This is a genomic window from Parasphingorhabdus cellanae, from assembly GCF_017498565.1.
Lineage (GTDB): Bacteria > Pseudomonadota > Alphaproteobacteria > Sphingomonadales > Sphingomonadaceae > Parasphingorhabdus > Parasphingorhabdus cellanae.
Window position 1 is genome coordinate 2057197 of the sequence record NZ_CP071794.1, and the last position, 19981, is coordinate 2077177.

At 55.4% G+C, this 19981-nt stretch carries 19 protein-coding genes; 8 read left to right on the top strand and 11 right to left on the bottom strand.

Annotation, left to right across the window (positions count from 1 at the left end):
• Positions 1–93: 93 nt before the first annotated feature.
• Together J4G78_RS09770 and J4G78_RS09775 are read left to right on the top strand one after the other, a co-directional pair.
• On the top strand, positions 94–1311 hold the full coding sequence (locus J4G78_RS09770) for a CaiB/BaiF CoA transferase family protein (protein WP_207986408.1): 1218 nt from the start codon (positions 94–96) through the stop codon (positions 1309–1311).
• Positions 1308–1622, top strand: a complete 315-nt coding sequence (locus tag J4G78_RS09775) for a DUF1330 domain-containing protein (RefSeq protein ID WP_207986409.1) — start codon at positions 1308–1310, stop codon at positions 1620–1622. Before J4G78_RS09770 ends, J4G78_RS09775 begins: the two co-directional genes overlap by 4 nt.
• Before the next feature lie 599 nt (positions 1623–2221).
• On the opposite strand, the gene J4G78_RS09780 is transcribed toward J4G78_RS09775, so the two are convergent.
• The 9 genes from J4G78_RS09780 to J4G78_RS09820 all read right to left on the bottom strand — a co-directional run bounded on the left by J4G78_RS09780 (position 2222) and on the right by J4G78_RS09820 (position 11834).
• Entirely contained in the window at positions 2222–2863 is a 642-nt protein-coding gene (locus J4G78_RS09780) for a TetR/AcrR family transcriptional regulator (protein WP_207986410.1), read from the bottom strand.
• 54 nt (positions 2864–2917) lie between these two features.
• Complete coding sequence (locus J4G78_RS09785; protein ID WP_207986411.1) at positions 2918–3787, bottom strand: crotonase/enoyl-CoA hydratase family protein; 870 nt, start codon at positions 3785–3787, stop codon at positions 2918–2920.
• A 55-nt stretch (positions 3788–3842) separates the two neighbouring features.
• Positions 3843–4628 carry an SDR family NAD(P)-dependent oxidoreductase gene (locus tag J4G78_RS09790; protein WP_207986412.1) on the bottom strand — a complete coding sequence of 262 codons (786 nt, stop codon included), beginning with the start codon at positions 4626–4628 and terminating at the stop codon, positions 3843–3845.
• 115 nt (positions 4629–4743) lie between these two features.
• On the bottom strand, positions 4744–5916 hold the full coding sequence (locus J4G78_RS09795) for an acetyl-CoA C-acetyltransferase (RefSeq protein WP_207986413.1): 1173 nt from the start codon (positions 5914–5916) through the stop codon (positions 4744–4746).
• A 146-nt stretch (positions 5917–6062) separates the two neighbouring features.
• On the bottom strand, positions 6063–7490 hold the full coding sequence (locus J4G78_RS09800; RefSeq protein WP_207986414.1) for an aldehyde dehydrogenase family protein: 1428 nt from the start codon (positions 7488–7490) through the stop codon (positions 6063–6065).
• 77 nt (positions 7491–7567) lie between these two features.
• Positions 7568–8869: a cytochrome P450 gene (locus tag J4G78_RS09805; RefSeq protein ID WP_207986415.1), complete on the bottom strand. Its 1302-nt coding sequence runs from the start codon at positions 8867–8869 to the stop codon at positions 7568–7570.
• 20 nt (positions 8870–8889) lie between these two features.
• The gene (locus tag J4G78_RS09810; protein WP_207986416.1) at positions 8890–9411 is read right to left on the bottom strand and encodes a GNAT family N-acetyltransferase; all 522 of its coding nucleotides are present in this window, start codon (positions 9409–9411) and stop codon (positions 8890–8892) included.
• A gap of 9 nt (positions 9412–9420) precedes the next feature.
• Positions 9421–10956, bottom strand: coding sequence for an acyl-CoA synthetase (locus J4G78_RS09815; protein ID WP_207986417.1), 1536 nt, complete (start codon positions 10954–10956; stop codon positions 9421–9423).
• Positions 10957–11096: 140 nt separating this feature from the next.
• Positions 11097–11834 carry a 6-phosphogluconolactonase gene (locus J4G78_RS09820; protein ID WP_207986418.1) on the bottom strand — a complete coding sequence of 246 codons (738 nt, stop codon included), beginning with the start codon at positions 11832–11834 and terminating at the stop codon, positions 11097–11099.
• Positions 11835–11960: 126 nt separating this feature from the next.
• Here J4G78_RS09820 and purU point away from each other — a divergent pair, with 126 nt between their 5' ends.
• Positions 11961–12821 carry a formyltetrahydrofolate deformylase gene (purU, locus tag J4G78_RS09825; protein ID WP_207986419.1) on the top strand — a complete coding sequence of 287 codons (861 nt, stop codon included), beginning with the start codon at positions 11961–11963 and terminating at the stop codon, positions 12819–12821.
• A 19-nt stretch (positions 12822–12840) separates the two neighbouring features.
• Here the strand turns inward: purU and gspI are convergent, their stop codons facing one another.
• The gene (gene gspI / locus J4G78_RS09830) at positions 12841–13260 is read right to left on the bottom strand and encodes a type II secretion system minor pseudopilin GspI (protein WP_207986420.1); all 420 of its coding nucleotides are present in this window, start codon (positions 13258–13260) and stop codon (positions 12841–12843) included.
• On the bottom strand, positions 13257–13742 hold the full coding sequence (gene gspH, locus J4G78_RS09835; RefSeq protein ID WP_207986421.1) for a type II secretion system minor pseudopilin GspH: 486 nt from the start codon (positions 13740–13742) through the stop codon (positions 13257–13259). The genes gspI and gspH overlap by 4 nt, the downstream gene beginning before the upstream one ends.
• A gap of 113 nt (positions 13743–13855) precedes the next feature.
• On the opposite strand from gspH, the gene J4G78_RS09840 reads away from it, so the two are divergent.
• From J4G78_RS09840 to J4G78_RS09860, 5 genes are all read left to right on the top strand, one after another.
• Entirely contained in the window at positions 13856–14653 is a 798-nt protein-coding gene (locus J4G78_RS09840; protein WP_207986422.1) for an enoyl-CoA hydratase-related protein, read from the top strand.
• A gap of 66 nt (positions 14654–14719) precedes the next feature.
• The gene (locus tag J4G78_RS09845) at positions 14720–16714 is read left to right on the top strand and encodes an alkyl/aryl-sulfatase (RefSeq protein WP_207986423.1); all 1995 of its coding nucleotides are present in this window, start codon (positions 14720–14722) and stop codon (positions 16712–16714) included.
• A 24-nt stretch (positions 16715–16738) separates the two neighbouring features.
• Positions 16739–17893 carry an acyl-CoA dehydrogenase family protein gene (locus J4G78_RS09850; protein WP_207986424.1) on the top strand — a complete coding sequence of 385 codons (1155 nt, stop codon included), beginning with the start codon at positions 16739–16741 and terminating at the stop codon, positions 17891–17893.
• Between the two features lie 11 nt (positions 17894–17904).
• Complete coding sequence (locus J4G78_RS09855) at positions 17905–18930, top strand: acyl-CoA dehydrogenase family protein (protein ID WP_207986425.1); 1026 nt, start codon at positions 17905–17907, stop codon at positions 18928–18930.
• Positions 18931–19002: 72 nt separating this feature from the next.
• Entirely contained in the window at positions 19003–19980 is a 978-nt protein-coding gene (locus J4G78_RS09860) for an NAD(P)H-dependent flavin oxidoreductase (RefSeq protein ID WP_207986426.1), read from the top strand.
• The last annotated feature ends 1 nt before the right edge of the window (position 19981 follow it).

The following is a 19981-nucleotide window of genomic DNA, read 5'->3' on the forward strand; positions in this document are numbered from 1 at the left end:
ACTTACTTATCCCTCAATTAAACAGTTCATCGCTCGATTAAAACTGATAACAGACAGGTATATTCATGCACCTAATAAATTGAGGACAGATAGATGAGCGGATGGCCGGAACTAAAATGGGATGTTGAACCAACGGGGCCGCTAAAGGGCCTCAAAATATTGGACATGTCCACCGTCGTTCTGGGGCCTTTTGCAACACTCAATTTTGCCGACATGGGCGCAGAGGTTATCAAGGTCGAAAATGACAGCGGCAAATTTCCCGGCGACATGATGCGTCATGCCGGTGATAGCCCAACCGGTGATCTGGGACCGATTTTCACCTCGCTCAACCGCAACAAGAAATCGATCACGCTGAATGCCAAGGAAGAGGCCGACAAGGCAGTGATAGTCGAGCTGCTCAAACATGCCGATGTGTTTTTCCACAATGTGCGTCTCGCCGGGATGGAGCGGCTTGGCCTCGACTATGAAGCGGTGAAGGCAATTAATCCGGGTATTGTCTATGTCCATTGTGCCGGTTTTGGTCAGGGCGGCGACTATTCGCACCGGCAAGCTTATGATGATCTCATTCAATGCTCTTCGGGTTTTGCTTCGCTGTTTGAGATGCGGGGTGACAGCGGACGACCGCTTTACATGCCGTCACTGGTCGCCGACAAAACCATTGGCCTGTTCGCCGTAAACGCGACGCTCGCGGCCATGTATCACAAGGAAAAAACCGGCGAGGGCCAGTTTGTGCAAGTGCCGATGTTCGAAGCCTTTACCTGGTTCAACATGGTTGAAAACCTGTGGGGTGAAACCTTCATTCCCGGCAATGGCAAGCTCGCCTACACGCGCTCGATCAATCCTAATCGCAAGCCTTATCCTACCAAAGACGGTTATATCGGCCTGGTCCCCTATAGCGATGGCCAATGGGAAACCTTCTTTGAACTGGGCGGCAAACCGGGTGTCTTTGATGAACCGCGTTTCGCAACCTATTCGGAGCGCACCAAGAACATCACTGCGCTCTACGCCCTGATCGAAGAAATCGCCTCAACCAAGACGACCAACGAGTGGCTGGAACTGCTCGACGAGCATAATATTCCGGCCATGCGTTATAACCAGATGACTGATGTGCTGAAAGATCCGCATCTTCAGCAAGTCGGTTTCTGGACCGAGCGCGAAGGCGAGAAGATCGGCAAATATCGCTCAATCAAACACCCCGTTCACTATTCCGCCAGCCCCGCCAATGTCTATGCCGACCCGCCGACACTGGGCGCGGATAATGACGAGATAAGAAACGCAGTCGGATTGCCGAAAGCGGATGACGCATCATGAGCGACACAGCACCGGTTCACGTCATGGCCAATTTCACCGTCCATGATGCAGAGACATATCGCATCTATGAAAAAGGCTTTTTCCCGATCCTGAAAAGACATCGCGGGACGTTCATCACCCTTGATGACGACAGCACCACCTTCGAAGGCAGCGCGCCACCGGAAGGACGCGTGGTCCTGTTCAAATTCCCGAACGCAGAAGCGGCAACGGCCTGGTATAATGATCCCGACTATCAGGCACTGTCCGAGCATCGCCGTGCCGGAACGGAGCTTAAATTCCTGACGATGTTGCACCCGATGCCGGGGCGGTAACTTTGTTTTGAGCATGCCGTCTATGGGAATATTGTCAGCTATCGTCAGGGCTTTATGGAGCCGGGACCTGGGGCAGAGCGCACGCGCTGGTTTGGAGCCGCTTAAACCTTAGCTGCGCGAATACATGAGGTGACGTAGCGCGATCCAGCGCAACAATCAGAATATTGTCCTCACATGGACCTTGAACTTCCTGGCTTTCGTCACAGTCAAAGTGAATTTCTCGGGGATTTGGTTGGAGTCCCCAATCAGTGTGGCCAAATCTACGGCATTGGGAGATGCGTTCCAGCAGGCCATTTACTGACAAAGGTTTGCGATCCAGTCCATAGGCATCGAAACGCATAGATTTCAAAGTGTCGGCATCTTGCGCAACGATTGCGTTCGCCGCAGCCGCAACAATGTCTCTCGCTTCAGCATTTGAAGCGCTCGCTGCCACTATGAGCGCGACCATTGCGCCAACCATTCTCATTCCAATATGTCCTTAAATTATCGAAAGGTGTAGTATCATGATCGTCGAATGTCGGCAAATGAACAAACTGGACGATCAAAAAAGTCCTGCTCTAACACCCCATGCCGCACCTTAGCAGACACGATACCGGAAACTACCGTGCCAATATCCCGGCCATCACCAGATCGACCGTCTGTTCCCGATAGGCATCGCGCATTTTTTCGTCGAAATCATCGCGGCCATAGCAATATTTCCAGACTAGCTTTCCGGTGAAGAAACGGTCGGCAGCACCAGTCACGGCAGAATAGAACAGGTCGGGGTCGAGATCACGGAACACGCCGGTTTTGATGCCGTCGCCGACAAATATCCCATAAGCTTCTGACAGCGGTTTCAGATATTTATTGGCGATATCGCGCGCGCCTTCGGGTGGCAAGTCGCGGATCAGGCGCATCGTCAGGCGGTGGATATAGGGATATTTATAATAGGTGTCGATGACCGCGCCGATATGATGGCGCAGCTTGTCTTCGGGCGGCATATCCTTGGCGATTAAAAGCCCGACATCCTCGACAATCTTGGTCATATCACGTTCGAGAATCGCTTCGAGCAAGCCGTCTTTATTGCCGAAATAATATTTGACCAGCGCGCTGTTGAGGCCCGACCGGACAGATAGCTCACTAAAAGATATATCGATCGTATCGCCTTCGCGCATGATCAGACTGGCTGTCTCGATCAGTTTTCCGCGCGCGCTGGCGCCGTCCATATCCCCGTTTTTGTCGGCCTGATTTTCGGCGCTCATGTTATTTCCCCTCACTCGGCGACCCTTTACCGACGCGGGCCGCAACTCAAGTGATTACTTATAAACAGGTTCGTCCCACCAAGGGAAGGTGTCTGGCATATTGGTCGACACTTTGTCCGGATAGGCCGGATCGCGTTTCTCCAGAAAGCTGGCTATGCCTTCGGCGGCATCGTCCGATTTGGCGCGGTTATAGATAAGCCGGCTGTCAATCTTGTGAGCCTCCATCGGGTGATCGGCACACGGTATTTGCCACAGCATCTGGCGGGTGAGCGCTATCGACACAGGCGCGGTATTGTCGACAATTTCCCGGGCCAGCGCATAAGCCGCAGAGAGCAGCTCGTCAGGCTTGTGGATCGAGCGGATCAGGCCGCCGTCGAGGGCTTCCTGTGCATTGAACACGCGTCCGGTCATGCACCATTCCAGCGCCTGCGGCCGCCCGACAATATGCGGCAAGAACCAGCTTGCCGCCGCATCAGGTGCAATACCGCGCCGGGCAAAGACAAAACCGAAACGCGCGGCGTCACTGGCAAGGCGAATATCCATTGGGAGCTGCATCGTTGCGCCCACACCAACCGCAGCCCCATTGACCGCGGCAATCACAGGTTTCAAACATTGGTAGATGCGCAAGGTGAGCTTGCCGCCGCCATCGCGCACCCGCGGATCGGAATAATCGTCCACCGGTTCGCTGCTGGCAAAGGGCTTTGCCCCGCCTTCGGGTGTCAGGTCAGCACCGGCACAAAAAGCGCGATCCCCGGACCCCGTCACGACCACTGCGCGGACATCGTCATCCGCATCAATTTGATCAAATGCGTCGCACATTTCCTTCAACATCGTATTGGTGAAGGCGTTCATTTTATCCGGACGGTTGATCGTGATCGTCGCGATATTGTCGGCGACGTCATATTTGATCTGGGTGTAGGTCATGGGGAGGATCCTGTTATATCAAACCCCTCCCACAAGAGCAGGAGGGGTTTTTAGATTACCGTGGTGCCATACGGATCGCGCCATCAAGCCGCACGTCTTCACCGTTGAAATAGCCGGTTTCGATCATGCACATGGCGAGCTTTGCATATTCGTCAGGCTGACCGAGACGCTTCGGGAACGGTACGGATGCAGACAATGCATCGCGCACTTTATCCGGCGCGCCAGCGAGCAGCGGCGTGTCGAAAATACCTGGCAGGATCGTGTTCACCCTTATGCCTTCGGCCATCAGATCGCGTGCAATCGGAAGGGTCATGCCAACCACGCCGCCTTTGGAAGCGGAATAGGCGGCCTGACCCATTTGACCATCTTCAGCCGCAACCGAAGCCGTGTTGACCATCGCGCCGCGCTCGCCATTGTCGTCAAGCGGGTCAAGCGTCAGCATGCCAGCCGCCGATTTCGCGATGCAGCGGAAGGTGCCGACCAGATTGACCTGAATCACGAAGTTAAACGCATCCAGGGGAAAATGGCTGATCGAGCCATCTTCACGGCTGCGCTTGGCGGTTTTGATCGCGTTACCGATACCGGCGCAATTGACTAGAATGCGCTCCTGACCAATGGCGGCACGCGCCTTTTCAAAGCCGGCGTCAACGCTGTCGTCTTCGGTCACATTAACCTTGCAGAAAACACCGCCCAGTTCAGCGGCCAGCGCCTCGCCCTTTTCTTCGTTCAGGTCGAACAAGGCGACTTTGACGCCTTTTTCCGCCAAGCGCCTTGCCGTCGCTGCGCCGAGACCAGAGGCACCGCCCGTTACGACGGCCGACATTGTGTTGTTGAGTTCCATATTAAGTCTTTCCTATTTATTTTGATCGTCATTCCAGCGAAAGCTGGAATCTCCTCCAGTATATTGGCGACCTTCAGGAGATCCCAGCTTTCGCTGGGATGACGGGTATTGTTGGTTAATTCAAACGTTCGATGATGGTGACATTGGCCTGACCGCCGCCTTCGCACATGGTTTGCAGACCATATTTGGAACCGCGATTTTCCATCGCGTTGAGCAAGGTCGCCATGAGCTTCGTGCCAGATGCGCCAAGCGGGTGGCCCAGAGCAATCGCGCCGCCATGGACGTTGATCTTGCTGCGGTCCGCACCGGTATGTTTCAGCCAGGCGAGCGGCACTGGCGCGAAAGCTTCGTTGACCTCATAGAGATCAATGTCGCCTATGTTCATGCCCGCACGCTGCAACGCGCGATCCGTGGCGAACAGCGGCTCCTCGAGCATGATCACCGGATCACCGGCGGTCACGGTCAAGTTGACGATCTTTGCACGCGGCGTCAGGCCATGGTCTTTCAGAGCCTGTTCGGAACAGACCAGAACCGCACTGGAACCATCACAAATCTGGCTGGCATTGGCCGCGGTAATCGCGCCGCCTTCTTGCAGGACTTTCACGCCGCCAATGCTTTCCATGCTGGCGTCAAAGCGAATGCCTTCGTCGACCTTGTGCATTTCTTCGCCTTCGGGTGTTTCCACTTTCACAGCGACAATTTCATTTTCAAACGCACCGGATTCGGTCGCGGCAATCGCCTTCTGGTGACTTTCCAGCGCGAAAGCATCGAGATCATCGCGGTTAAAACCATGCTTTTTCACCAGCATTTCCGCGCCCATGAACTGGCTGAACTGCACGCCGGGATAGGCTTCTTCAAGCCGCTCACTCTTGTTGGTGCCGAGACCTGCGTCTTTAAACAGCTTGAAGGTCGAACCCATTGGCACGCGCGTCATGCTCTCAATACCATGCGCCAGCACCATGTCCTGCGTACCGGACATCACGCCTTGTGCCGCAAACTGGATGGATTGTTGCGACGAGCCACATTGACGGTCAATCGAAACCGACGGAATGCTGTCAGGCAGTTTCGAAGCCAATACGCTGTTGCGGCCAACGTCACCGGATTGCTCACCGCCCTGCATAACGCAGCCGGTGATAACATCTTCAATGGCCGCCGCATCAAAATCATTGCGGTCGGCAATCGCGTCCAGCGTCGCTGCGCCGAGATCAACCGGGTGTACGCCAGCCAGTCGGCCGCCCCGGCGGCCACCTGCGGTCCGCACTGCATCTACAATATAGGCTTCTGCCATCTTCCTGCTCCTTAAAACTGTTTGAGAATCCAAAATTTAACTGAACGATTAAACCTGCGCCGCCCTAGCGTCAAATGAAAAAGCCGATCATCACAATAGTGATAACCGGCTTTGTTCGATCATAACCCGCCTTTTAGGTAGGGGCCTTAGGCAGGCACGTTATCTTTCTTGACCGTGATTACCTGTGGATAGGTGAATTCCAGCAGGCCTTCCTTGCCATATTCCGCGCCAAAGCCGGACTGTTTGTGGCCGCCGAATGGAGCAAATGGCGAGAGGTGGAGGAATTCGTTGACCCACACAGTGCCAGTTTCCAGCTGCTCGGCAATCTCGACGCCCTTGTCGGGATTGGCGGTCCACACCGCACCAGCCAGACCATATTCGCTGTCATTTGCGCGCTGGATCACTTCGTCTTCGGTGCTGAATTTCATCAGCGGCATGACTGGACCAAATTGCTCTTCGGCCACAATCCGCGCATCTTCCGGCGGATTGTCGAGGATCGTGATTGGCATGTAATAGCCCGGTACATCGGGGTCATGGTCTCCGCCGACGAGGAATTTATAGCCATTATCCTTGGCATCCTGAACCAGCTCAATGACACGGTCATATTGCTTCTTGTTCTGAATTGGTCCGACCGCTGTACCCTGCTGCGCGCCGTCACCGACTTTCACATGCTTGGCATATTCGGCAATGGCCGCGCTCAGTTCGTCATAAATATCTTCGTGGATATAGATGCGTTTTGCCGCGACGCAGATTTGACCAGCGTTGGTGAAGCTTGACCAGAAAAGTTGCTCGGCAACCTTTTCAACATTGGCATCCGGCAAGACGATGGAAGCATCATTGCCGCCCAGCTCCAAAGTGATCCGTTTGAGATCCTTGGAAGCGCCTTCCATGATTTTCTTACCAGTCGCGGTCGAGCCGGTGAACGTAATCTTGTCGATATCCGGGTGACCGGTAATGAGTGGCCCAAGGCTATCTTCACCGGTAATGATGTTAACGACGCCTGCGGGCGCAACATCTTTGATCAATTCCGCCAGCCGCAATGTCGTCAGCGGGGTAAACGGAGACGGCTTCAGGACAATCGTGCAACCGGACAAGAGTGCGGGCGCGATTTTCTGCACCGCCATCATCACCGGGAAGTTCCACGGCACGATGCCGCCAACCACGCCGACCGGAACGCGGCGTGTGCGGCTGAGCCGCTCTTCACTATCTTCATTAATCTCGTCATCAAGGTCGAGCGTCGATTGCGCGCCTGCCATCATCGACGCGCCCATAATCTCGCCCTGCGCCTGTGCATGGGGTTTGCCCTGCTCAGCGGTCAGCAAGCGGAATAGCTCGTCGCTATTTTCCTTGATCGTCGCAGAAATAGCCTGAACCACCGCGCGGCGGTCCTCTATGGACTTCTTGCTCCATGCTAGAAAAGCAGCACGGGCAGCGGCTACCGCCTGATTAAGCTCCGCTTCGCCGCAGGACGGCACCTGGCCGATAACTTCTTCATTGGCCGGGTTGACCACATCCAGCATGTCGGACGTGCTGATCATCTCGCCGTTGATGAGATTCTTATATTGGGTAACCATGTTGCTCTCCTTTGGGATTTTGCCGTGTTGTGTCTATTTTGTGTGTGTTTAGCCTATTACAAGTCTATCCGCGCCTGTCATTTTGATAGAGTATATCTAAGTGGTAGCGTTTTGAGCCCACCGACAAAACTCGATTTCGCCCTCTGGGGTTCTCCCGCTAGTTCGACCGTTTCAATCCGGTCGAGCAGTTCATTGAACAGGATCTTCATTTCCATCCGTGCCATGTGCAGGCCCAGACATTGATGCGCGCCGGCACCAAAAGCCAGATGGCGGTTGGGCGAACGGGCGGCATCAAATTTGCGCGGATTGTCGAACACGCGGTCATCATGATTGGCCGCGACATAGTTGATCATCAACCAGTCGCCCTCTTTAATATGCACCCCGCCAACCTCGACATCTTCCGCCGCGGTGCGCATGAAATGCTGCACCGGTGAGGTCCAGCGGATCGCTTCCTCGACAATGCCGGGCAGCAGATCACGGTCGGCTTTGAGCCGCGCAAACTGTTCCGGATCCTGCGCCAGCGCCATCATTGCACCCGCTGTGGATGCCGATGTCGTATCATGCCCGGCCGACGCCACGATGATATAATAGCCAGCCATATCGCGGTCGCTGAGATATTCGCCATCGACCTTGGCATTGGCAATCACGCTGGCGACATCATCGGTGGGATTGGCGCGCTTTTCTTCGGTTATTTTGGCGAAATAGGTTTCGAAATCGGCGACCGCTCCGATGACCAATTGGGTGATCTGTTCGGCCGTCATATTCGCCATGCCAGTCTTGTTGAGATCCTCATCCTGCCCGCCAAACATTTGCTGAGTCAGGAACAGCATGCGCTGTTCATCCGCCTCCGGAACGCCCAATATCTGCATGATAACGTGGAGCGGGTAAGGCGACGCTACCAGCGGGACAAAATCCGCTTCCGGCCCTGCCTCCACCAACCGATCGACCGTGGTCTTGGCCAGCGCGCTAATCTCCCCTTCCAGCTGCTTGAGGTTTTTCGGCATGAACCATTCCTGGGTCAGTCGGCGATATTTCGGATGGATCGGGGCGTCTAGCGCAACCAGCGAATTGACCAGATGCGGGCTGCCGCCTGTCACTGCTTTGACAATTTCCTCACCTTCGCGAAACCCAAACACCACGCCGCGCGGGCTGTTGAGGAACGTCTTATTATCTTTGCTAATCCGCATAACATCATCATAGCCGGTGACCAGCCAGAACGGATCATGCAGCTCGCCATTTTCGATCCGCGCAACCGGCATGTCCCGGCGCAACACATCAAATTTGTCTAGCAGGCCATCCCATTCGGCATAGGCGACAGGGTCAATAACGGCGGCGGCGATTTCCGCTGGAGCGCGTTGCGCACTATCTGCAATAGCCATGATGATATTCCTTCACTTGTCTATATATCGTGAAAAAGCGGGTGAAAGCCGACAACCACATCCGGCGCGCGTATATGGAGTGGTAGAATCATATAATTATCTGCGGGCTCACCCTGCGGCGCCAGGTGCGGAAATGGCTTAAATCCAAACTTTTTATAATAGTCTATATTGCCAACGAGAACGCAGCCCTGCGCTTGGCGTGCTTCAAGCAGGGTAATGCCCTCCGCTATTAGCTGCCTGCCGATACCCTGTTTTTGTAAAGACGGCTCGACGGCAACCGGCCCCAAGGCATACCAACCCGCTTTCCTGTCACTTGGAAAAGCCGGTGAAAAAGCGATATGGCCGACGACCTGTCCTTGCTGTTCCGCGACGAGAGAAATGACGAGTGCCCCGGCCTCCCGCAATGCGTTGATCAAATCCTGTTCATTGCCGCCCGCAAAAGGCATAGGTTCAAAAGCGCGCCGAGTGAGATCATATATCGCCTTTTGGTCCACCGGTTGCTCGGGGCGTATTGTGGCATTGACGATGGCCTCGTGACTCATGCGTTCGGCCTAAACAATCTTGCTGCCGGTCTTGCCCCAATATTCATCACGGAGCAGGCGTTTGTAGAGTTTGCCGGTCGCCACCCGCGGCAATTCGGCGCGAAAATCGATCTGGCGCGGAACTTTGACGCCGGACAATGTCTGCCGCAAATAGGCTTCCAGTTCCTGGGCAAAGGCATCACCCGCCTCTGCCATGTCCGCGGGTTGGACGACAGCAACAACCTTCTCCCCCATATCCTCATCTGGCGCGCCGATGACGGCCGCATCAATGATTTTCGGATGGGTGACCAGCAGATTTTCGATCTCCTGAGGATAGATATTCACACCGCCGGAAATGATCATAAAGCTCTTTCGGTCAGTCAGGTATAGGAACCCATCTTCATCGACTTTCCCGACATCGCCCAGCGAGGTCCAGCCATGTTTGTTATGCGCGGCTTTGGTTTTCTCCGGATCATTATGATATTTGACCGGCGCACCGCCTTCAAAATAGATTTGCCCTTCTTCACCAACCGGCACTTCGTCATCATTCTCATCGCAAATATGGACTATGCCGAGAAGCGCCTTGCCGACCGAGCCTTTATGCTCCAGCCAGTCTTCGGAATTGATGAAGGTAAAGCCATTACCCTCTGATCCTGCATAATATTCGCGGATTATGGGGCCCCACCATTCGATCATTTTTTCCTTCACCGGAATGGGGCACGGGGCTGCGGCATGGACCGCACATGTGAGGCTGGAGACGTCATATTTTGTACGCGTCTCTTCAGGCAATTTCAACATCCGACTGAAATGCGTAGGCACCCACTGGCTGACATCCACCTTATATTTCTCAATCAAGGAGAGTGCATTTTCGGGGTCGAATTTTTCCATCACAATGACAGTGCCGCCCATCTTGTGGACGGTCATGCACCAGCGCAGCGGCGCGGCGTGATAAAGCGGTGCAGGTGATAAATAGGTGCAGCCGGGTTGAAAGCCGAAAGCGCCTTGTGCCATCATCACCAACGCATTAGGCGCGGCAATATCTTCACTTTCCGGAAACGGAATACGTACGCCTTTGGGCCGTCCAGTTGTTCCCGAGCTATAGAGCATATCAGTGCCATGGCGCTCGTCGGCAATTGGCGTATCCGGCATGGCCGCCAAAGCGGGCTCCATGGCGCGATCATCCTCTGCACCATAAACATATTGCTTCACGTCCGGATTGCGGGTTCTCAGTTCGTCGAGCACATCCATTTTCGCGTCGGAACTCACCAATAGCGACGCCCCGCTATCGCTCAAAATATAAGAGGCTTCCTCTGCCGTCAGCCGGCTGGGAATCGCGACATAATAGAGGCCCGCACGCTGCGCACCCCACGCGAAATCAAAAAAATTCGGGTGATTGTCCAGAAAGACCGCCACCGTATCGCCGATATTCAGGCCCTGACTACGGAATAGCTGCGCCATGCGGTTGGTCGCTTTGTCTAGCTCACGGTAAGTTTCAACGGCGCCAGTGCTGGCCATGATGACCGCGGCTTTGTCGGGATTTTCCTGGGCATGCAGATAAGGATGCATTGGTTGCGTCTCTCCATTTGAGGCGACCGCCTTTGCCTCTTTCAGGCATGGCGATTCGCATTTTCCCCACCATGGTTTAAGCGCGCAGTTAAATCAATGGATTGTCTGACCGTCTGTCCATAGACGAAAAGAATAACCCCCTAATTCTCCACATATATATCCACAGGCACGCTGAGGTCCGCAAAGACACGACCAATCGACGCCATGCTGCCTGCACCCTCGCCAATGGCCTGCTCCAGATACATTTGCGATCCGGCGCCGTTGAGCAGTACCAACACTGTCCGTGCCTCACAAATCGCAGCCTTGGTGATTGTGACCAGCGGCGTATCGCCATTGTCAGGCATGATGCCGACAGCGCGTTTCTCTTTCGGTCCTTCCAGCGCTTCTTCGAGATCAGCGCTTTCGACCAGACCAGCGGTGCTGCCATCCTCACCCATGCCGAGCCAGATGAGATCTGGCGGCCATTTGGTATCCTGCAACCGCGCATCGGCCGCACCACCGGCGAGATGATAATCATCATTCTCGGTCGCAATTGGCAGAACCCGGGCACCGCGCGTCATAAACAGTTGCGCGAGGGTTTTGACATGACTGCGCGGATCATCAACCGGTACCAGATAATCGTCGGTCGGTATGATCGTGACATATTTCCATTTAATCTGCTGTTCCGCGAGCGCCTCTAGCACCGGCATCGCTTCATCGCTGACCGGCAATGCCAGCAAGGCCTCACCGCGCGCATCAAGTGCGCTTTCGATGATGAATTTGATATCGCCGACGACGGCTTCAATCATTTCAGCCCGGTCGTCAAAATCCCACCATTCGAGTTGTGAATCCTCACCTTCCGGCAAATCATCCAAATCCCATGACTCGTCTTCACTCATATTGCGTCCTGTCTTTCGGGTCTCTTGTTGAGGCTTCTAATCGCTGGAGAAATCAGCACAAGGGGAAATCCCGCTTTTCAAATGGGTAAGATTACGCCAATTAAAAGCAGAAAAGGCGTTTATGTCATGATCGAAAACTATATTTTGACCCTCACCGCAGAGGGCCGCGTCGGCCTGGTTGCAGGCGTCACCGGTTTTCTTGCAGAACATGAGGGCTTCATTATCGACAGTCAGCAATATGCCGATCTGGAGCTGGGCCGCTTTTTCATGCGCGTTGCGTTTCAGGGCGCTGGAGGCAAGTTTCCGGATAGCCTTGACGCCCTGACCGAGCAGTTTTCAGTGGTCGGCACCCGCTATGCGCTCGACTGGACCTTGGTCAGCGGAGCGGCGAAACCCAATATTGTTATCGCAGTATCGAAGGGCAGCCATTGCCTCAATGACTTGCTGCATCGTTGGAAAACCGGTGGATTGCCGGTGAATATTGCGGGCGTGATCAGCAATCACGAAAGCCTGCGCGACCTGACCGAATGGCATGATGTGAAATTTCACCACCTCCCGGTCACCAGCGACAATCGCGTGGAACAGGAACAAGCCATATTGGATGTGATGGCCGCAGGACAAGCCGACTATCTAATCCTCGCGCGCTATATGCAGATATTATCCGAAGATCTGAGCACCAAACTCGCCGGACGCTGCATTAATATCCATCACAGCTTTCTGCCGGGATTCAAAGGCGCCAAACCTTATCACCGCGCCCACGAACGCGGGGTAAAGCTTATTGGGGCCACCGCCCATTTTGTCAGCGCTGATCTCGACGAAGGGCCGATTATCGAGCAAGCGGTGGAGCGCGTGGATCACCGGGCGAGTGTTGAGGAAATGATCCGCATTGGCCGCGATATCGAGGCGCAGGTTCTGGCCAAGGCGGTCAAATGGGCGGGTGAACACCGCATCTTGCTCAACGGCAATCGCACGGTTGTGTTTCGTTAAATGGGTCTTTCAAACGCCGTTAGTTATTTGGTGGCTGCACTGGTTCGGGCACATCAAGCACGATACCCGCTGGCCGCAATATCGTTAGCGTAGCCGGCGCGCCGCTAACCTTTTCCTGTGTGGTGATATCAACCTGCACGAAATTTCCCTCTTCGGTCAGGCGCGCGCTTTGTGTCCAAGTCCAATTGAGACCGCCATTTTCTTCCTCGCCGCTGCTTTCACCCAGGCTCGGCGGGCGCGGATCGGTGAGTATTTCCACCGCCCGGTTGCGGACAACCGATTGGGCGACCACCCGCAGCTCCAGCTCCGCAGCATTACGGGTGGTATAGCCTTGCAGCCGGATCAGCGCGAGCGCGGCGAGGCTGAACACTGACAGTGCCACCAGCATTTCAATGAGTGTGAAGCCGCGTTCGCTTGCCCGTTTTCTTAAAAGGCTCATGGCGTTTGTTCCGCACCGGCCAATTGCACGTCCCCCATCGGTGCGATCACGATATCGCGCGCAAAATCTTTGTAGTTCAGGCGAACGTCGGCGCGGTCGCTCGGCAAACCAGTGCTTTCAAAACTGATCAGCAGAGGGCCGGCCTCACCGACTTCTGCGGTCACTCCGTTAGACCAGTTGGTCGACCGAAAGGGTTTATCCTCCATCACCGACCACGCGCCTTTGCGACGCTCCAGAAAGCTATAGCCGGAGGGCGTGACCTGCACCGCCATCGGGCGAGACTGCAATATCGCATTGTCACGCAGCGCCGCCGTGCGGGCCGCAAATTTCTGTGCATCTTGTTCCAGATCATTGCTGCCATCCGGGAAAGACAACACCACAATCGACGCCATCAACCCCAAAATCACTAATACAATCATGAGTTCCACCAGCGTGAAGCCAGTTTCATGATGATTGTGAACAGAGTTTCGGCGGGGTTTCATAACAATAGCTTATTCGGTTCCATCCGATCCCTCTCTTGCAGAAGCCGGGCGGGCCTGCAATGGATGAGCGAAGAGATATAGTGATTCAGGCCAAATAAACAGGTGGGAAAATTATGAGCGATGTCGTTCTCTATGACAAGCAAGACCGCGTGGTCACCATTACGTTGAATAAGCCGGAGACGCGCAACGCGCTGTCGACCGATCTTTGCTCTGCGCTGGTGGAGGCGATGAAAAAAGCCGATGCTGACAAGGGCGTCAGCTGCGTCGTACTCGCCGCCAACGGCAAAAGCTTTTCCTCCGGCGGCAATCTGCATGAGATCAAGGCAATGACCGCCGAGCAGAATATGACGCCCATGCAGATTGAAGAATGGTATCGTACCGGCATCCAGCGCATCCCGCTGACTATGGCCGAGATTTCGGTTCCAGTCATCGCAGCTGTCAATGGCCACGCGATTGGTGCTGGCAATGACCTGACCACCATGTGCGATATCCGTATTGCGGGCGAAGATGCGATTTTTGCCGAGAGCTTCCTGCGCGTCGGTATCATCCCGGGCGATGGCGGCGCATGGCTATTGCCGCGCATCATCGGTCAGGCGCGGGCGAACCAGATGCTGTTTACCGGCGAGTTTATCGACGCGCATACAGCGCTTGATTATGGCCTAGTATCAGAGGTTGTGGCGAATGATGATTTGCTCAAACGCGCTTATGAACTGGCTGAACAAGTCGTCGCTTTACCGCCATTGGCGATCCGCAAAACCAAGGAATTAGTGCGCACCGCGCAGAGTGTGACGCTGAAAGAAAATCTCGATCAGGCGGCTTTATTCCAAGGCGTATTGCAACAGCTTGACGATCATCAAGAAGCGATTGATGCGATCCTTGAGAAACGCAAACCAGTGTTCAAGGGGCAGTAGGGTGATATTGTTCGCTTCGTACCCCTGCATAGGCAGGGGCACCGAAATATTTGCGGGGGAACTGAAATGAATAAACGAATGATATTGGCGCTGGCAACGGCACCCTTGTTGATGGCCGCTGGCCAACCACAAGCCAACACCCAGCCAGTCGACACTCCACCAGCCTATACGCCACCGGAGGGCGTTGCGACCGCCGCGACAAAAGCGGCCAACGCAAGGGTCGCCGCACGCTTGCCACTGGCTGACCAGACCGATTTCGACAATGCCAATCGCGGCTTTCTGGCCAAAATTGAAGACGCCCAGATCCTGAATGAAGACGGATCGGTGGCGTGGGAGGTCGGGCAGTTTGATTTTATCAAAGACGTGGCCCCCGATACCGTCAACCCGTCACTCTGGCGCCAGGGCAAGCTGAACAGCATCCACGGATTGTTCAAGGTGCAGGAAGGCATCTATCAGTTGCGCGGCTATGATCTGGCGCAAATGACGCTGATCGCGGGCAAGACCGGTTGGATTGTCGTCGATCCGCTCACGACGCCAGCACCGGCTAAAGCCGCTTTGGCGCTGGCCAACGAAACGCTGGGACAGCGCCCGGTTCAGGCCGTGATTTTCACGCATAGCCATGGCGACCATTTCGGCGGCGTCAGCGGGGTCGTCTCTGCTGAAGAGCTACAATATGGCAAGGTGCAGATTATCGCGCCGCATGGTTTCCTGCGCGAATCCATCGGTGAGAATGTCCTGGCCGGAACCACCATGAACCGCCGGGTTCAATTTCAGTTCGGAACCAACTTGCCGGTCGGTGAAGCTGGTCATGTCGGCACCGGTCTGGGCCAATATTTGTCGAAAGGCGACCTGTCACTGGTGCCGCCGACCAAGACCATCAGCAAGGACGGCGAGACCCTCACCATTGATGGCATCACCTTTGAATTTATGGACGCTGGTGAGACAGAAGCGCCGGCCGAGCTGGTCTTTTACCTTCCCGAGTTTAAGGCCTTGCACACGGCAGAGGTGGTGACACGCAATTTCCACAATGTGCTGACGCCGCGCGGAGCCTTGGTGCGGGACACGTTGAAATGGAGTAAGGTCATTGATGCCATGCTCGCCAAATATGGCGAAAAGTCTGAGGTGCTGCTCGCCAGCCATCACTGGCCGATCTGGGGGAGCGAGAATGTTGAGAATGCGCTGAAAAATCAGCGCGGTCTATATCGCTATGTCCACGATCAAACTCTGCGGCAGGCCAATCAGGGTGCGACGATGCACGAAATTGCCGAGAATATTGGCGAGCCTCACTTCGCCGCTACTGATTTTGGCGTGCGCGATTATTATGGCACGCTCAATCATAACTCAAAAGCCGTCTATCAGCGCTATTTCGGTTGGTGGGATGGGGTTCCGGCCCATTATCATGAATTGCCACCGGTGGAAGCGTCGCAAAAATATGTCGCGGCCATGGGCGGTTCTCCCAAAGCCCAGTCCGTTGGGGAACGCGCCTTTGCAAATGGGGATTATCGTTGGGCTGCCACAGTCTTCAATCATATTGTTTTTGCTGATCCCACCAATGAAACGGCCAAGAAATGGCTCGCTTCCACCTATGAGCAACTTGGTTTTCAAGCCGAGGCAGGCACATGGCGCAACATTTATCTGTCGGGTGCGAAAGAGCTGCGCGAGGGCAATGACCGCGGCGAGGTTGTTGCGACCAACAATGCACGGGTGTTGAACAGCATTCCGGCAGTTGACCTGTTTGATGCGCTGGCAGCACGTTTCAATCCGGCGCGGATGAACAATGCCGGTGGTATCATCCAGTTCACTTTTCCGGATCGCGGCGAGGCTGTGAATGTTGATCTCGGCAAAAGCGTTATGTTCCCGCGCGACGGCACGACGGATCGCTCAATCGCCCAAATCACTGTAACCCGTACGGACTTTACCCGGCTGCTGATGCGGGAAATCACGCCGCGGGAATTGATCGTCTCGGGCAATATGAGAGTATTGGGCAATGTCGGCTTGATGGCGGCGATGTTCGGTGCGCTCGACCCGGTCGATCCACAATTCAATATCGTGACACCCTGAATTTTAACCCAGAGGCATTTTTAGATGCAGCGTTTCAATTTCCCTGTTATCCAGCCTGATCCGGCCCTTGAAGAATTGCGTGCTGAATTGCAGGCCTTTCTGAGAGAAGAGCGGGAGGCCGGTAATTTTCGCCCAGAGCCGGAATGCTGGATGGCCTCTTCCGATCCCGAATTTTCCAAGAAAATGGGCAAGCGGGGCTGGATTGGGCTGACCTGGTCGAGCCAATATGGCGGCCACGACAAGACGGCGCTGGAACGCTATATCGTGACCGAGGAAACCTTGCGCGCGGGCGCTCCAGTCGGCGCGCACTGGATTGCCGACCGGCAACATGCGCCGATGCTGATCGAACATGGAACCGAGGAGCAGAAGCGCGATATCCTGCCGCGCATTGCCGCGGGGGAATGCTATTTCGCCATTGGGCTTTCCGAGCCCGGCGCCGGTTCCGATCTCGCCAATGTCAAAACCAAGGCCGAAAAAGTAGAAGGCGGCTGGAAAATCAACGGCCAGAAAATCTGGTCCTCCGGCGCGCATATTTCGCATTATATGGTGGCCATTTTGCGCACCTCGCCAGCCGATGGCCGCAACCGGCATGTTGGTCTCTCGCAAATCATGATTGATCTCAGCCTTCCCGGCGTCACGATCAAACCGATTACTGATCTTTCCGGCGATGCGCATTTCAACGAAGTCTATTTTGAAGATGTGATCGTGCCGGATGACTGCCTGCTCGGCGAAGAAGGCGGCGGCTGGAAACAGGTGACCGGCGAGCTGGCGATGGAACGCTCTGGGCCGGAGCGGTTTTTGTCGAGCTACATCACGCTGGAAACAGCGCTCCATCAATTGCAGGGCAAGCTGGGATCGGATTCTCAGGCGCGTCTCGGCAAGCTGATCGCGAATTTGCGCACCTTGCGCGGCATGTCCTGGGGCATCGCCAATCTGCTGCATCAAGGCGTATCGCCGGAAACCGAGGCTGCCTTGGTCAAGGATCTTGGCAACCGATTGGAGAATGACCTCACCCTGCAAGTGCGGGCTTTGCTCAACGATCTGCCGGAGGACGAGTGGAGCGATGAAATGCGGCGTATCCTCAATATCGGCATATTGCGGTCCCCGCCGAATACGTTACGCGGCGGTACAACCGAAGTCATGCGCGGCATTACCGCGCGGCAATTGGGCCTGAGATAAGGGTAGCGCTGATGATCAATACAGAAGGCATGGTTGCTGAAACCGCAGCGAAGATTTACACCGACCTGTGCGGGCGCGAAGTACCGCATGAGGCGGCGGCTGGCCAATATCCGCAAGCCTTATGGGATGCACTCGCCGAAAACGGGCTGCCGCTCGCTTGGGTGAGCGAAGATAATGGCGGCTTTGGTGCCGACTATGATGAGGTCTTCGGCGCCATCTGGGTGTCCGCAGAGGCAGCCTCACCAGTGCCCTTTGCAGAAACATTGATCGCCAACTGGTTGCTCGACCGAGCCGGCGTCGCCATTCCCGATGGCGCTTCCACGTTCGCGCTTCTGGACGGCAATGCTGCCAGCGTCCCGTTCGCAGGCACAGCCGATCATGTGGCCGTCTATGATGCCAGCAAGAACGCCATTGCCCTCTACAAAACCGCCGACGCATCGGCGGCTGATGGGCAGGCCTTGTCACCCGATAGCGATACGCGTCTGGACTTCTCCACCGCGACACCCGTTGCGAGCGCCGCGACAAACCTGTCCCGCCGCGCCGTCGAGGCGTTGATCCTCACTGTCCGTGCGGTGCAAATGGCTTCCGCTATCGAAGCCGCGCTCAATCTTTCCATCGCCTATGTCTCGGACCGCGAACAATTTGGCCGGCCATTGTCGAAATTTCAGGCGATCCAGCATCAGCTCGCCGTTGCCGCATCGGAAAGCGCCGCCGCGACCATGGCCGCGACACAGGCCGCCAGCGCGCTGGCCCGCAGCGCCGATGATCCGGAAAAAGCATGGCATGAGGCGGTGGTTGCCAAAGTCCAGATCGGTCACAGCGTCGAAGCCGTCACCGTGCCGTTCCATCAGGTGCATGGCGCTATGGGCTATACGCAGGAATATGATCTGCATCACTATACCCGCCGTCTATGGGCCTGGCGCGACACATTGGGCAATGAGCATCACTGGTCCAAAACGCTCGGCGCAGAGCTTGCCGTAACGTCACCGGACCAGATTTGGAAAGGCGTGACAACCGGCGCCTGGATTGCTAGTTAATCGCGCGATTAAACCGATTCTCAATATAGGACTTACTGTCTCCAATCACTCCATTACAAGAGGACCAATCCCATGAAAACACGCATCACAGAGCTTTTCGGCATCCAGCATCCGATCATTCAGGGTGGTATGCATTATGTGGGATTTGCGGAACTCGCAGCGGCGGTTTCCAATGCCGGTGGCCTCGGGATTATCACCGCCCTCACTCAACCCTCTGCCGAAGCGCTGGCGAACGAAATTGCCAAATGCAACGATATGACCGACAAACCATTTGGTGTGAACCTGACCTTCCTGCCGGTGGTCAATTCCCCGGACTATGAGGGCATGGTCAAGGCGATTATCGACGGCGGCGTCAAAGTTGTCGAGACGGCGGGCAACAATCCGCAGCAAGTGCTGCCTGCATTGCAGGGCGCTGGCATTAAGGTCATCCACAAGTGCACCGCCGTACGCCATGCATTGAAAGCGCAGAAAATTGGCTGCGACGCGGTTTCCGTTGATGGTTTCGAATGCGGCGGCCACCCCGGTGAAGACGATATTCCGAACATGATCCTGCTGCCGCGCGCCGCCGATGAACTGGATATCCCGTTCGTCTCTTCTGGCGGTCAAGCTGATGCGCGTTCGCTCGTGGCATCACTCGCCATGGGTGCAGAGGGCATGAACATGGGCACCCGTTTCATCGCGACAAAAGAAGCGCCGGTGCACCAGAATGTCAAAGACGCCATCGTTGCCGCCAGCGAGCTCGACACCCGCCTCGTCATGCGTCCACTGCGCAATACCGAGCGTGTGCTGAACAATGCGGCGGTCGAACAGCTGCTGGAAATCGAGAAAGAAAAAGGTGCCGATCTGCAATTTACCGATGTCATCGAGCAAGTGGCGGGCGTCTATCCTAAAATCATGCTGGAAGGCGACATGGACATCGGTGCTTGGAGCTGCGGCATGGTTGCTGGCCTGATCAATGATATTCCAACCTGTAAGGAGTTGATCGACGGTATCATGAAAGACGCAGAAGAGATTATCAACGGTCGCCTCAAAGGCTTTCTCGCCGCCTGAT